At 38.0% G+C, this 15,583-nt stretch carries 11 protein-coding genes; 4 read left to right on the top strand and 7 right to left on the bottom strand.

Features of this window, described 5'->3' with window-relative positions:
• Nucleotides 1-497: 497 nt before the first annotated feature.
• The 7 genes from AB3G38_RS05950 to AB3G38_RS05920 all read right to left on the bottom strand — a co-directional run bounded on the left by AB3G38_RS05950 (nt 498) and on the right by AB3G38_RS05920 (nt 8,053).
• Nucleotides 498-1,412, bottom strand: a complete 915-nt coding sequence (locus AB3G38_RS05950) for a helix-turn-helix domain-containing protein (protein ID WP_367867579.1) — start codon at nt 1,410-1,412, stop codon at nt 498-500.
• 78 nt (nt 1,413-1,490) lie between these two features.
• Nucleotides 1,491-2,306 (bottom strand): SDR family oxidoreductase, encoded by an 816-nt coding sequence (locus AB3G38_RS05945; protein ID WP_367867578.1) that lies wholly within the window; start codon nt 2,304-2,306, stop codon nt 1,491-1,493.
• A gap of 466 nt (nt 2,307-2,772) precedes the next feature.
• Nucleotides 2,773-3,180, bottom strand: coding sequence for a helix-turn-helix domain-containing protein (locus AB3G38_RS05940; protein ID WP_367867577.1), 408 nt, complete (start codon nt 3,178-3,180; stop codon nt 2,773-2,775).
• Nucleotides 3,181-3,512: 332 nt separating this feature from the next.
• A complete protein-coding gene (locus AB3G38_RS05935; protein WP_367867576.1) occupies nt 3,513-4,235 on the bottom strand; it encodes a hypothetical protein in 723 nt (240 codons plus the stop codon).
• A 3-nt stretch (nt 4,236-4,238) separates the two neighbouring features.
• Nucleotides 4,239-5,075, bottom strand: a complete 837-nt coding sequence (locus tag AB3G38_RS05930) for a hypothetical protein (RefSeq protein ID WP_367867575.1) — start codon at nt 5,073-5,075, stop codon at nt 4,239-4,241.
• Nucleotides 5,076-5,702: 627 nt separating this feature from the next.
• Complete coding sequence (locus AB3G38_RS05925; protein WP_367868750.1) at nt 5,703-7,100, bottom strand: IS1182 family transposase; 1,398 nt, start codon at nt 7,098-7,100, stop codon at nt 5,703-5,705.
• Nucleotides 7,101-7,864: 764 nt separating this feature from the next.
• On the bottom strand, nt 7,865-8,053 hold the full coding sequence (locus AB3G38_RS05920; RefSeq protein ID WP_367867574.1) for a hypothetical protein: 189 nt from the start codon (nt 8,051-8,053) through the stop codon (nt 7,865-7,867).
• A 103-nt stretch (nt 8,054-8,156) separates the two neighbouring features.
• Between AB3G38_RS05920 and AB3G38_RS05915 the strand changes: the two genes are divergently transcribed.
• The 4 genes from AB3G38_RS05915 (at nt 8,157) to AB3G38_RS05900 (ending at nt 14,607) form a co-directional block, all read left to right on the top strand.
• Nucleotides 8,157-8,393 carry a hypothetical protein gene (locus AB3G38_RS05915; RefSeq protein WP_367867573.1) on the top strand — a complete coding sequence of 79 codons (237 nt, stop codon included), beginning with the start codon at nt 8,157-8,159 and terminating at the stop codon, nt 8,391-8,393.
• Nucleotides 8,394-8,461: 68 nt separating this feature from the next.
• A complete protein-coding gene (locus AB3G38_RS05910; protein WP_367867572.1) occupies nt 8,462-9,118 on the top strand; it encodes a hypothetical protein in 657 nt (218 codons plus the stop codon).
• A 2-nt stretch (nt 9,119-9,120) separates the two neighbouring features.
• Nucleotides 9,121-10,053: an RES domain-containing protein gene (locus AB3G38_RS05905; RefSeq protein ID WP_367867571.1), complete on the top strand. Its 933-nt coding sequence runs from the start codon at nt 9,121-9,123 to the stop codon at nt 10,051-10,053.
• 744 nt (nt 10,054-10,797) lie between these two features.
• Nucleotides 10,798-14,607, top strand: a complete 3,810-nt coding sequence (locus AB3G38_RS05900; RefSeq protein WP_367867570.1) for a hypothetical protein — start codon at nt 10,798-10,800, stop codon at nt 14,605-14,607.
• The last annotated feature ends 976 nt before the right edge of the window (nt 14,608-15,583 follow it).

Below are 15,583 nucleotides of genomic sequence, written 5' to 3'. Positions count from 1 at the left end.
ACAAATTATTCCTTATAAGGATATAAGCGTCTAGCTAAACAACTCCCGCTAAGTACTTTAAAATCTCAGAATATTATATTAGTTCCGATTACGAAAGCCTACAATTTTTTAATAAAACGCGGTTCTGGATGCCGCCAAAAGGATACCAACAAAATATTGTTGTAGGAATAGTGCTGGGCATTTTTTTGTATGCTTTCCCGAAATGTCCTATCAAAACTTTTTAATGAGCGTAGGCGTAGAAAGAAGGTAATTAAAGTTTTTTGAGGACTCAGGTATGAATCTCTAATCACCGTAATTTAAATTATATTAACTTCTTCTGGAAGAGTTCTAATTAAAGACATTTTGATAATTATTATTGATTTCTGATAATATGAATCTAACCTACCACCAAAAGTGGGGAAGAACCAGCATCGTCCAGAATATCCATAATAAGTTTGAAGATATCTTAATCTGCAAAAAGTTCTCTTGATTTTTATTATTTTTTTTCATTGCTAGCATCAATTCATATTCCTGAATTCGATGGGAGTTTTCCCTGTTTTTTGCTTGAATAGTTTATTAAAGTATTGAGGATAATCAAAGCCTAATTCATATGCGATCTCACTAACAGATTTATTTGTACTTATCAGCTTGCTTTTAGCTTCCTCAATTAAATAAAAATGAATATGGTCCTGAGTATTTTTACCGGTTTCTTTTTTGAGTAAATCGCTTAAATATCCAGGTGATAAATGCACCTTTTCGGATAGGTATTTTACAGTAGGCAAGCTCTTTTCTTGTTTATTGTCCAGGTTGTAATACTCGGTGAGAATTTTCTCAAACTGAACGAGAACTGAATTATTGGAACTCTTCCTTGTTATAAATTGCCGTCCGTAAAAACGGCTGCAATAATTGAGCAGCAATTCAATCGTGGAAACGATAATGTTTTGGCTATGTACGTCTATATTTTCTTCAAGTTCAGTGTTAATTTTGGATATGCAGTCATATAACACATGCTTTTCCTTTTCGGACAAATGAAGTGCTTCGGAAGTTTCATAAGAAAAAAAGCTGTAGTCCTTCATTTTGTCATTTAAGGAAGTTGCCCGAATTAGATCAGGATGAAAGAATAATCCCCAACCCATTATGTTTTTTGACGCTTGCTCATCATTGTCAATTTCGATGACCTGATTGGGTGCCATGCAGATTAAACTACCATCCTGAAAATCAATGATCTTGCGACCATACTTGATTTTATTATCAGGGTAGTTTTTAAACATGATTGAATAGTAATCTGCGGACATTTTTATTTTACAGTCTATTTGCTGATCCACTTTGCTAAAGTCTACCACGCCAACTAGAGGATGGTGGATATCGCTACCAAGTCCGAATAGTAAAAATATCTCCGAGATCGTTTGTAAATGAATAATTTTACTCATCATATCATAGGGATTTTCGTAAATATGATGATTATTGAAGCCATTACCAATGCAATGGTTCCAATAATCAGGTTAATGGAACTAAATTCCGAATTGGGCTTTTATTCCTGCCTCAAAAGATTCATCATCATTCTGCTTGTGATTTGCGATCATAAATTCCGCATCTTCGCCTGCTATGTATCTCAATTGCGTAGTATCATCTGTAGCTGCTTGGTAAATGACATTAGCAATAACACTTGCCGGTGAAGCATTTTGAAATAAGGACTGCATAGCTGACATGATTTTTCCAATAAAGGGTTGGTATTCTGTGTAAGTCTCATTGTTACTAAAATCAAGAGAACGGCCCGTAAAGTCAGTAGTGATAGCACCTGGCTCAATAATCTTTACTTTACCTCCAAATTCTGAGACTTCGTATTTCAAGGATTCAGAAATGCCTTCCACAGCAAATTTAGTTCCGTGGTATAGCGCTCCTAACGGAAACGCCATTTTGCCTCCAATAGAAGAAATGTTAATGATTGTTCCGCTGCTATTTCCACGAAAATGTGGTAGCAATGCTTTGGTAACATCTAAAAGGCCAATCACGTTTGTATTAAACTGACGGATGATTTGCTCTCTTGAAAAAGATTCTAAAGGACCGTAGGCACCATAACCCGCATTATTAAGTAGGACATCAATCCTTCCAAATGTTTCAATCCCCTTATTTACCGCGGTTTCAATAGAATCTAAATCCAAAACGTCCAGTCTGGTTACCAGAACATTTTCTAAGAGATTTAATTCAGTTTCACTTTCAGGTTTACGCATGGTGGCAATAACGTACCAACCTTCTCTCTGAAATAGTTTTGCTGTTTCTTTTCCTAACCCACTGCTTGCTCCTGTTATTAAAATTGTCTTCCTCATTTTTTTAATTTTAAATTATGGTATAAAGGTCGAATTAACGAATTGATGGCAGGTAAGACGAATTCAGGAAATTTGTATGGTTTTTACTGAACTTTGTGCCAAAAAGGGGGGGACAGACAGCCGTAAAACAGCTATATATGGCGCATGAACTTTAGGAGTTGATACTCTTGGTTCGCAGCATGATTAAAATACGTAACAGTCGACGCCAAATTGATTTTATTAAAATTCCCTCAATATATGATAATAAGGAACGCTTGAAAACATTAAGGTCAAATCCGTTATATGGCTTCTTAGAATTTATTTTTTAATTAATGATTATCATAAACTCATTTCACTAATCACATCAATTTTAGGTTTTTTGATGATGAGTTTCTGATAGTTTAAAGGATTAAAAACAGCTGGCTAAAAGGTAGCGAACAAAATTAGTTACAATATATGTTATAAACGACAAAGCGTAATAGTTGAATTACTTATTTTTTAAAAGCTCATTTTTTTCACGCTCGCTAGCAAGCAGGCGCTCATACAGCTCTTTGTTTGCGTCTAGGGCTTCCATTAATTTTTCAATAGGATTAAAATTACAATTGAATGCATTGTAAGCTCCATTATTGAAACTATTATCGTTAAAAGTGTTAAAGTAATTAATCACTGCATCGTCCGAAAACTGATATATTGCTTCCTTAGTAACGCCTAAAACCTTTGCAATTTTTTCCAACATTGCATCTTCAACTTCCTGACTTTGCTCTATCTTAGAAATGGTCTGCTGGCTTACGCCAAGTTCAATAGCAAGAAAATCTTGTTTTATACCACGTATTTCCCTGATACGGCTGATCTTTCTGCCGATGTGAACTTTGTTAGATTTTGTAGGCGTTTCCATAAAGCAAATATAATAAATTCCTAAGATAGTAATGAACCAATGTATTGTAGTAAGATACCAGCTTTATTGGTAGGTTATGGAATTGCCGTACCGCATTTTTGATCTGAGAAATCAAAAATGTCACGATTATGGAAACACAATTCTCGCAATCTGGTCAGTTCCAGAAAGAAAATTTTTCGGCCTTTATCAAAGTTACATACCAAAGACAAGCACTTTAAGGAAATAGACAACCTCAATTTAAAGAGCTGGAAATCATCTGCATATATCTGCTTATTGATCAGCTGTAATAGTTTAAATCAGGCTGGATGAATAGCGTATTACACATGACCTCTTTACTCCAGAAAATAGCTCAAAATCTTATATTTTCCGTTTATTCTGCCAAAGTCAAAGTGGACATGATTGTATTTAGTTTTTTGAACAGGTATTTCGATACTAACAGAATAGATACTGCTTCCTTTATCAGTATAAGCTTGTAATTGAGCTTCATAATCATTATCAGGCTTTACATCACCAGGGAGCCTTCCGATGATATCTTTTTGCCTGGTTTCAGGGATGTTTTCTAATATCTCATCTGTGAAAATTTTACTATACTGCTCATCGAATTGTTTTTCGTTCATCATTCTACCTTTCCAATTTTCTGAGCCTACCACCTCGTATTCATTGTTTTTCTGATTGTATTTCAATTTTTCTCTGGTGGTTTGGAATGGAAAATGGATCATCGCTGAGATTTTTGCTTTATCTTTAGTTTTAGCAGCAGCCATGAACTTTAAATAAAATAATGCGTAATGATAACCATCGCCAGCTGTGGTGTCATATATGTAATTTTCTACTGGAAACATACCTTTTTCAAGTTTAAGATCATCGACAGTTTTATAGAACGATTTTACGTTCATGTTAATCTTATTTGTTACTCTTTTTACTTCCTGAAGACTATCCTGAACATGTGTTTGGGGTGTATTCGTCGTGCCATTTTCAATGGGTACAGTTTGTTTAGGATGATCATTGCATGCTATAATGAACAGAGGCAATATAAAAAATAGGGGTTGGTATTTCATAATTTAACTCTTTATTACAGTCACTTTACGCAGTTGCTCCATTCGTTTAAGTATCACAGCTGTACCTACTTGATCGGATATTTTATCACCATACCACTTAGTCTTATAATTATTTTCTTTCAATTCTAAATATGCGCCTTTGCTGTAAAAATCTGATCCACCCCAAAGGTATGGAGAATTTACTCCGTGGTACATCTCATAACCAAAACCATTATATTTCTCTAATCGTATTAGCACGTTTTTAAGATCCCAATGATCGTTCCAACCGTCTTTTTTTCCCTGGAATATAAGCGCATCAACAGCACTTTCTTCAAAACTAAACGGTGGAGCGTGTAGAACATAAGGTCTATGCGCTGGTACTTTTCTGGTAAAATTCTTTAAACTATCACCATTATGCAAATGCCTTGAGAAGTCATTTCCAGATTCTCTATAATGTACAAGTGCTATAAAATACCATGGAATTATAGCACCGAGTGTATCAAAGCTCATCATCGGTTTGCCGTTAATTCGTCTTTTTAGTTCAAGGCTTAGAGGGTTAGATTTTCCGTCTTTACTATCCGGCGGGGTTTCTGGTAGTCCATGCGACGTCCTATTTATTTTAATTCTTTCCTCCACAGGTATACTGGGTTTCGCGGACGGGAATAATGGCCATCTGTACATGCTTGGGCGGTTTAACTCTTCTCTTACAAGTAAAGCAATCTCTTGGTATCTACGTTGATTTGGTAGTATCGAGTTCTGAATAATGTTGTCAGCCTGCCCCTGAGTAGTAAGTTTAATCTTTAATTGATTGTACACATCTAAGAAATGTATCGAGTTGATACTAAATTGTGTCTTTGACATGCTAGGAAGATTAGGTATCTGTAATTTAGACATAACTTACTATAAAGCAAAGACTTATTTTATCTTAATTATCGCTTTTCCCATTAAGATTACAGTACAAAGGACTTCCAGAGCAGGAAAAAATATAAAAATCTCATTACAGGTCAGTATAATGGGATTCTCTTTGTATCTAAGGTTCTTATTTTTTCTTTAGTTCTGAACGTATGTTTTTAACAAAGTCAAGAGAAACCTCTGCAATTTTGGTGATCTGTTCATCAGCTAGGCCAAGCTCCAATATCAGGTTTTCTACAATTGTATGTTTCGTCTTTTCTTCGCCTCTGCGGTACAGGAAGTCTTTTCTTCACTGAAAAATTTACTTATTGTTTCCATAGCTTTTTCAAATTCTTGTTAAACGCTACTGCGCAACTGTACAAATCTTGCAGTCTAATCGTATCAAGTCGTTCAATGATTTGACTTATTGTAAATCAATAACTTGCGTTGTTTTTAGTGAGTATGCCACTCTGTAAAACTACTCACCGAATCACTTACTTTTTTTATTTATGGATCAAGTGGCTGTTGCACAACATTGTCTTAAGGAGTGGCTATTTTATATTGGAAGGATAGATTTCGGTTAGTTCGTTTCCAGTTTCAGTGATGGATTTTATATGAGCCCGATATACTGGGATATACAGTTTTAATGAGTGGTAATAATGTTCTCCAACCCTTTTGCAGGTTCTTTTCAAGCACTTGTACTTGACTTAAGATCTTGCGAGAGCGATATTTTAACATTTTTTTGAGGTTATAGGCTGCTGCAGCCAGAGCCAGGCACTTATTTACTCCGGCCAACCCTTTGCATCCTACTTTTTTCATCCCCAGGTAGGTCACTAAAGTTCCGATCACTGGTTCAACCGTACTTTGGCGCTTTTTCATCAGTATCTTTACCTTTCGCGTCTGCATCCGCTCATGCATGCGATCATAGTAATGTTTACCCACAACCTCATTAATAACCCCTCCATTGACCGTCATGACTGGACATTCGTTCTGCATACTGCATTCCCTGCACACCAGTTTGCTTAGTTTGTATACCTGTTTATATCCTGTCACGGTGAGATAGGTATCCCTATAGGTTAATGATCCACCCCTGGGGCAAACATACAGGTTTTCACTGGCCTGGTAGGTAAAGCCCTCTCGTTGATAGATGAAATTATGGTTATTGGGGATATAGCCCGTCAACCCCTGGTCTTCGATCGCCTTTAATGCCGGTAGGCTACTATAGCCTGCATCGGCTACAAGCTCCTGCACCTGTAATCCGTTCTCCTTCAGGGTTTCAACCAGTTTGGGGAGCAGCTCTGGCGAGCACTGTTGGTCCCGTTTGTCTGCCCTGAAGGCTTCCAAATGGGTGATCACATGACTTTCCATATCTACGCCAACCTGCCCCAGGTAATTCATCGCAGCTGCCTTACCAGGCTTGACGGACATCCGTGCATCAGGATCAGAGGTGCTATAATGTGTTTTATTACCAGGATTCTTTTTGGGCTTCAACTCATCATAGTCTCTTGGCCGTTCCAGTTTGACTTCAAAACAGGAATCATCTTCTTGTTGAGACAGCTCTGCACTGAAAACCTCGGCATCTGATAGGATTTCCCGCTCCACCATACTATCCAGTGAGGCGTTGGCCTTGATGTAAACGCTGTCAACAGCCTGGCGCCGTCCACTGACCATACCTTTATCAATACATTGCTTAAGTACCCGTTTGAACAGTTCCATAAAGACCTCTTGTCCATACAATTGCCGGGTTCTACTCAGGGTACTATGCCAGGGGAGCTGCTCTCCAAGGTCATAGCCAATAAAATAAAGGATATCCATTCGCATTGCCGCCATATTGATAATCCGATGGTCACTGTTGAGGTTTTCCAGATAGCCAGCGAGCATGAGCTTCATGAATACTATAGGATCGATGCTCTTTTGCCCTTCTCGGCCATAATACTTCTGAGTGAGACTGTAAAGGAAACTAAAATCGATCTGCTCTTTGAGATGGCGGTAGATGTTATCGGCAGGAACCTGATCGGATAACTGGAAATTGATAAATAATTTCTCTTGATATATCTTTTACCTTGCATAATTCAATATAATGATAATCAGATATATAAACGATATTTTGTTGTAATATTTAGTTGTGCAACAGCCACTCAAATCATAAACTTGTGGAGCAGGCTCTTTTTAAGCATAAATTTTGACAAGCTAAACAGAAAATCTTTGCTATCACGGATACTCTTATGCCTCTGGAAGTTGCGCTGAAAGCTTTCAATTTGCCTGGGAATGACTCAGGGGAAACAAGGCCGGGCTGTTAGTAAATAAATTCAAAATAGCTAAATAATAAAGCTATATCGTCCGGGTACTGCCTGAGTACTGCCTGAGTACTCGTTAGGGTAAGAGCAGTGCTAAAGTAAAGCGAGAGCATGGCAAGTCTAAGTCAAAACAACTAGTTGAAATGACTTAGACTTGCCATAGTTACAGCCCGTTTACAACCTGGTGTCATCCCGACCACCACTCAGGCACAACTCAATTATAACCGGATGAAGATTAATGAAATTATAATTTTCCCTTTGACTAACCCATGGACAACTGCGGACAATTGCAGACAGCTGCGGACAATTACGGCCATTTTTACGCATCAGGATAATCTTTAACGCGAATAGCTTACATTGTGGAAAGGTATTTATTTATTATGGGAAGTTTAACGGGTAAATTTTCAAAGGGAATCCAGGACGATTTCATTTTTAAAGCAGCAGTTTGGAGTACAGGTTGTTTCAAAAGTTCTGTACTGGGCACAATGAAACAATCATGGAAACCGAAAAAGGCATCAGAGAACTTTCGTAAATCAATTTCCTGAAAGTATTTTGAATTTCAGGATCAGCTACCATTTCAATGAAAGCAGATTCGTCTTCTAAAGAAAAATGCGCTAGTTTGAGTTCAGAGAGTTTTTCTATTTTTTCCATATAATTATAAATTTCGTAAGTTTAGGCTTTAAACACGAAGGGCTTGGGTCCTAAAAATCAGAACAATTTAATTTAACATTTAATAGTTTCTATGTAGTTTGAGATGCAAGACAATTCGCAGAATACATTAAAATGGAATAGCACTTTTACCTACCTCAGAAAAGATCTTTTGGATAAATATCTGATCGCTAATGGACTGACGATGTTCCAGATTTTTTTGAGAGAAAGGGACTATTATCCGATAGATGGCAACGGGGAAACTGACCGAAAGCGTACGAGGCAACGTAGGTGGGCTTCTTTTTACCATTCGATCGAATATCAAACCCCAAAGACTTCCTAAGTATGCAGTATTTAAACGTTCAGAATTTCAGTTACCTATGCCAAGGGATTACGTTAGATAAAAAAGATATGGAAGTAATCGATCATGTTTTGATCGCATTGAACACAAAGGTAGGGCTGCTAGACCGATTGGTTGACCATAATAAAATCAAGGGGCCGAATTCTACTTTTGAAACAAATGGCCCTCAAATTATTGTTGTCTGCGATAAGTATCTAGCTTCCGGAAATTTTTTGACAACTGCTTCGGTCATTTTAGATAATGGTAGTTCTGGACTACCCCCAGCACTTCATATTAACTTGCAGTCTCCTTCATTAGATATCCCTCAGCGGATTGAAATACCATTGCGTTATGTGATTGAAGGAATGATACCTTTGGAGGGTACACACATAGTTTACCTACATGCACTTCAAATCAATGAAAGTGAGATATTTGTGTATTACGGAATTACCAAAAGAGGTTGGATGAAGCGATTTAAGGAGCATGTGCGTTTAGCACTTAAAGGCAAGTCTGAAAGAAAATTCCCTAAATTGTTGCGAGAGGCTATAGTCGAACGAATGAATATGTTGTTGAAAAAGACTGAATCAAAACCTGCGAAAAACATATTGACCGGATCTTACCATGTGGTATGTGCTGCTGGACGTTCCAAACAAGATGCGGTCGATATCGAGAAATATCTAATCAAAAAACGTAGTATCTCCCAAGAGGAGGGACTGAATATGATCTGATTATGATGCCAGAAATTAACTTGACTGAATTGAGAAATATACTGAAAGGACTTTCAGAACTGGATTTGAATGCCGTATCCTATGATGAGGTAATGAAGATCATTAATTCTGAGATTGTTTTACCAGTTTTAGTTACTGAAATCCACAAAGGACACTACATCGAGCGGATAAGGATCAATAAACCAGATCAAATATTTACTTCAAAAAATGAACTGTCCTACAGGACTGATCTTGAAAATATCAAAACATTTGGACGAGCTAACTCTCCAGGGAAATCGATGTTTTACGGATCGGTAATTAGTAGTCCTATCCCGCTTCCAAGAATTGTTGCACTGGCAGAAACCGATGAGCTTTTACGAAGTCGGGAAAAGGGAACTGTTGACAAAGATATCGTTATGACAGTAAGCAAATGGAGGATCAACGAAAATATAAGGATTGCAGAAATGGTATTCAAAAAGGACAGAATCCCTACAACGCCGGAAATTGAGAAAGCCTATAATTTTCACCTCGCACTCTTTCGAGAAAGCATGCCAGAAGAAGAGGTACAGAAACTTATTTCAATTTTGGAATTTTACTCCGAGGAGTTTGCTAAGCCAGAAATCGCTACGGATTGCGACTATAAAATTAGTGCTGCCTACGCTGAGAGTGCTTTTAACAATGGCAGTGTTCAGGGAATCATCTATCCAAGTGTGAGGACAGATTACGAGGGTAGCAATGTCGCTTTGTTACCGAAAGCCGTAGATGAATGTCTGCAGTTCGAAGAGGCCATTATCACACTCGTTCAGATTAGGGGCAAGAAAGTATTTTTGGATAACCCTTATCGGACAGGGTTGGTTGATGTTGATCAATTGAAGTGGTATGAGATGGAACAGGCCTCTCAAAAAGTTAAAGACGATTTTTTTAACGGTAATTCTTGGCAAAATATTAAGGAATGATTTATGAAATAATCCGGAATTATCTAAATTTCCATTACGAATGAAGAAAAAAATGAAGGATTACAATAGATTTGTTTTTTGCAAAATTCTTCGTAGATGACCAATGCTTTTACATTTTGCAGGACTTTTTATTATTTAAATTAGCTAACGAACTTACATGCACATAATATATCCTACAAAAAAATCCAAAGATGATCTAGAAGGTCTTATTAATTAAGCTTCTGATTATTCGCACATAATTAGCTCAATTAAGAATTCAAAGAGCATAGAACATCCAACAGATTGGTTAAGAAAGAATATGTTAACTTACAATTCTTGGCGGTTTCTAAAGTTATTAAATAACGTACCTTTTCGTGCGAAAAACTAAATCAGGAAATCCAGACCATAATGATCCTGCATGTTTCATATTAGCAAAGGTATTGTGATCTTGTAAATAATTGATTAATTTAGTTGAATTAATCTCTCTATGAATAAAAATCTAAAATATCTGGTCATCGGGTTGAATGTAACAATGCTTGCAATCGGATGTTACTGGTTGTATGGAAAGCCTGAGCCTGAGCCATTGATTGTAGTCTGTGGACAGATTTCGGTATTAGTATGTCTCATTTTTGAAAAAACCATATCTAAGATACTTACCAAAAGTGTATCCGAATCCGATGTGAAGATCAGATCCAAGCAAGGTGATGAAATACATACTGAAAGGATAACCAAAGGATCGAATGTGGATATAGATACTCGCGGTTGATGTTTGGTCTGGATAGATTTTTCTTTGGTGAAAAGCCAAAAAATTCGGTGTACGTTACCGACATCCACGATTCTACTGTTAAGGTTCAGGTAACAAATATCATCAATACGATTTTTAGAAGATGGTTTCGCATTTCTGATAAATGGCTTGAGAAATTGTCTAAACGTTTTTACGACGAGGAGATACAGAGTAAGTATGTGCCTGAATTACATCTTTCTAGCCAATTTGAGCTCAGAAATTTCGTCGATGTTCTTTCTTTTGAGCACTTTATAGAAATGTTCCAGAACCAGGTACGTGTCTGTCTTGAATACCTTTCCAAGTTCGAGGGCAATCTAGGCGAGTTCGACCAGGCTTTGGCGAAATATTCTATAACAGTGATCAATCCCAAAAACCAATATATCAAAGGAATCTCACAGCTAAAGACAGGTATTCCAAGCTATCGTCAATTGTTAGAAAGACTTCAAAATCAGCTCGGACAACCAGGCTTTGGAATTTTATCACAAAAAAACCTTAATAATGGCCTAGGCAAAGATTTTATTTCGCTTAGCTATCGGGTGGAGAGTTGGAAGGAATTTCTGAGCAAGGATTTTATCGATAGCCATCTGCTGCGGTATCTGATCAACAATTATAATCTTTTTTATAGAAATATCGGCGAACTGAATGCCATGCTCATCAGTATGATGACTTCCTCCAATCACAAGATTATTTCTGGAAATGCTGGAATGGGAAAGACTCATCTATCTGCGCACCTATACAACGGCCTGAAAAGAAAGGGCGATTATGCTCTTTTTTTTAAGGCCAGTGTCTTCAATGGCGATGATGTGGACCTTGAGCACCGACTACTAAGACTTTTAGAAGTGCCACAGGGGTATGGGTTTGAGGAAGTCCTTAGGAAATTGGATGGCTTCGCACGCAGCAGAGGCCGCAGGATGTTTTTTATTTTCGACGCGCTCAACGAGACTACAAAATCTACGATCGGGTTCAGCGATATTTGGAAGCAGCATTTGCCAAGGTTGCTTACGATGCTGGAGGATTATCCCAATTTGTACGTGATCTGTACACTGCGAACATCCTACATCGATCAGATTTGGAAACCCGTACCAAGGCAAATACTTGAACTCAGTGGCTTTGTTGATCAGGAAGATGTGTATGATGCCTGCAAACGTTATTTTAGATATTATAAGATCGAAGTATTAAACATAGATACGGCAGATTTAAGTTATTTCAGCGTACCACTGCTGCTTGATCTTTTCTGTAAAATGATCAATGAAAAGAGATTGAAAGTGGTACAGGTAACTTTGGATATCAAATCCTATCTGGAAATCTTTGAGCGGTACATTGCTTCGCTCACCTTCGAAGTAAAAGAAAAGATGAAATTAGCTATGGCAACTGCCATTACAGATGGTTTTTCAGCATCGTCAAAGCTCTTTATGGATAAGACTGAAGCGGTTGTTCCGGTAGACGATTTTGCAGCTGCATTTGACAAAAGTTCAATTATTAAGAGGGATGAATCCATAGCAATTGCTGTACTTGAAGGCTATCTGGTTTATATAAAGGATATTGGCGCACGGCGGGCGGAAGTTGTAAGGCACACCCAACAAGAGGTGGGTGGATATCTTATCGCCAAGGAACTGATCTCACAGACTGGTTCTTTGGCTGATCTTATTGCATCGGATTTTTTCCTGCGGCGCATAATCGGAAGTAACACGGCAGATCACCATCAGCTTCGTTTGGACATCCTGAAGTTTCTGATTGCCATGCAGCCCGAGGTAATAACTGCACTTGAATCCGAAGATGCAATCACACTGGCTTGGTGGTACCTTTATAATGGATACGATACCTCTACTAATCCGCAGGTTGCTGAATATCTTGTTAAGAAAGCCAGAGAGATAGATACCAACGCGATGTTCGAAACGACTTATCGGAAATGGCAGTCATCTTATACCTCGCTTGATTTTTCGTTCGTTCGCAAAGCGCTGTCCGATATGGACCAATGGACCTTAGATATCACCTGGGGACGATTCCTATTTCAGCATGCGGGTTATTTTCAACGACTTGTCGATGATAATATCGGGGATTTGAGAGAGGATAAATTTATAGATCAAATCAGGCATCACAATATGGCCACCGTAATAGCTTTTATTCTTTCCACAACAGTTACGGATTTGAGGGATATAGCTAGCGTATATTTGATCGAGTATGGTAAACGCTTTCCATTGGAGTTGTTACAGCTTACCCAAGATTGTTCCAAGGTTAGTGACAGCTATATTTATCAAAGGTTGGTTTGTTGTTGCTATGGCGTTGCGCTGATCAACCAGCATGACAAAGTTTATGTTAGTGAGTATCTACCTATTATAGCGAAGACCTTTTATCAATTACAATTTGCTCCAGAGCCGGCTTCACCTCGATATAATTATATCGTCATCGATTCGGTCAAGCACCTTCTGGATCTAGCCTCATTGAAAAAAGCCTTTGAAGTTCCGGATTCTGAAAAAAAGCGTATTTCGCTCTACCAATTCAGCACATTCTCAAGTTGGCTGGAACCATCAGATGCTCAAAGACAAAGTGTAGACCGAAGCAGAGAAACAGATTGGCCGGCTCCGATCGGCATGGACTTTGGTATTTATACCATTCCAAGGCTGATTGACCGGGAAACAATCTCGCAGCGCGAGGCGATTGCAAACGTGCTAAAAAGGGTTTATGAACTTGGCTACCAAGAAATACAAGAATTCCGTGGTGAGAACTTTAACGATTTTTATTGGGGCAACTTAAGTTTTAATTCAATGAAGGCTGAAAGGCTGGGCAAGAAATATTCTTGGATTGCATTTTTTGACTATGCTGGGTATCTACTATTAAACCAAAAGATAAGGAGGCCGCAATACGATGGCGATAATGACCATATCTATGATAGACTTTCAGATGTTAATATTGATCCGAGCATGCCCTCGAAGAAATATAAGGAAGCCATCCGATTGTATGACGGGGACTTGATGGGAGATCGGGCTAGTTCCGAAAAATGGAGCGAAAATGAAAAAATGGATGTCATGCCTCCGCTTTTCCAGCAAATTTTCTCATCGCAGCCTCACACGATGCTCTATGGAAAAGTAGAAGGAAGGATCAATGAAGAATATAAAGTGCGCTCGTTTCTCTTAACGGAAAGCTTTTTTGTGAAAAGAACCCCTGAGCTTGATCTGGTAAAAGCAAATCATCACAATTTTAGGGAATGGAAAAATGATATCCATGTACATCGTGACTACCTCAGGCACGTTTATTTTGGTGAACTATTCTGGGCCGATAATATTCCAGAAACCGAGATGGAGACAATCTCCATACCGACCGGTAAAACCATTACGCGCAAGTTTAAATTTGAACCGGGCGATATGTTACGCGAATTTGGAAGCCGATATCATCAGATTGGTGAAGAATTTGAACAGACAGGTCAGGAGACGATTGCCTTCCAGTCTGAGACAACCCAATCGGAATATCTGTGGGAGACCGATAGCGAATACTTCCATGGATTCAGTGAGTATTTTCCCTCGATCAAAATGGCAAAAAGGTTCAATCTGAAGTCTGTTCCGCAAACGGGACAAATCGTAGACGAAGATCTAAAGGAATGTTATAAATGCATAGATTTCAAAGACCTTCTTTATTCCAACCAATTCAATTATATCAGAAACGACCTGCTAAAAACCTACATGAAAGAAAATGATCTTTCGATGGTATACCAGGTAAAGCAACACTCCTATGATGAGTCCAGTGGCGCTCGTCACATGAAGTTTTATGTATTGAACATTGAGGATATCAACTAGACCGAAATTTTGGGATCTAAAATTATTCTTTTAGATCAATTGCACTAAAATACCATTTCGCCTGTGATTGCATTTGTCTATCCAAGGGTTGATCATCCCTTGGATAGACAAATGCAATATACAACTGATTGGATAAGTTATTCTGTCTCTTCGTAGAATTACTTGTAGTTTTTAATGCAGCAAAAGCTTAGCTTATTCATCAGACTTAAATCTAAATCTGCGATTTTGCGTACATCTGCAAGGAAATGGTTCGAGAATGTGCGCTCCGCACCAGGCTAGCGCACATGTAATTGAGGATTGGTTAAAACCATCGCATTTAATCGGTTTTTAACCATTCTGAAACTGATTTGCATAAAGGGAGGGGGAAACAGTTGTGTTCTTCGTTTATGATAATGATGGGTGAGGAATTTCTGATTGGCAAGACAATACTACCGGACTATACTTTACCTTCCTTTGAGTCGCCTATAAAGGTCCTGCTTACGTGCATCGCTTTAAAACGTCTTTCAATTTTTATCACACCAAACACCATGATGCGCTATTGAAAAAAAATATCCTTAGGTACTACCCATTAAGTACCCAATCCCTCTAATATTTCCTTCACAATTTTGCCATATCATTTAATAGGTAAATTATGGCATTAATTGAATTTATAACCAAAGAAGATCTTGATCAATTCAAACAAGAACTTTTTTTTGAACTAAGGCGACCCGGGCAAAGACTGCATAAAATAAGCGAATAGACACCATTTCATGTGTTTTACCTCCGGCTGGTTTAGCGATATGTATTTGGAACCATCCTTTCGCGTCCGATATTTGTAGCCAGGCATGCCAATAAATTTTAGAATTAGTTAATCAATGGGGTGAGGATGGATATTTGCCCCCTTCATTTTATACCGGAATTTGCTATTTTGTTTTTGGGCTGTGGAAAGTGCTGGGTTTCTAGAATGTTTTTAACTGATCTTTAATTAAACATTTTG

Origin of the sequence: Pedobacter sp. WC2423, from assembly GCF_040822065.1 — a bacterium.
GTDB lineage: Bacteria > Bacteroidota > Bacteroidia > Sphingobacteriales > Sphingobacteriaceae > Pedobacter.
Note: the sequence above shows the minus strand (reverse complement) of the source record. Positions and strands in the feature narration are given on the sequence as shown.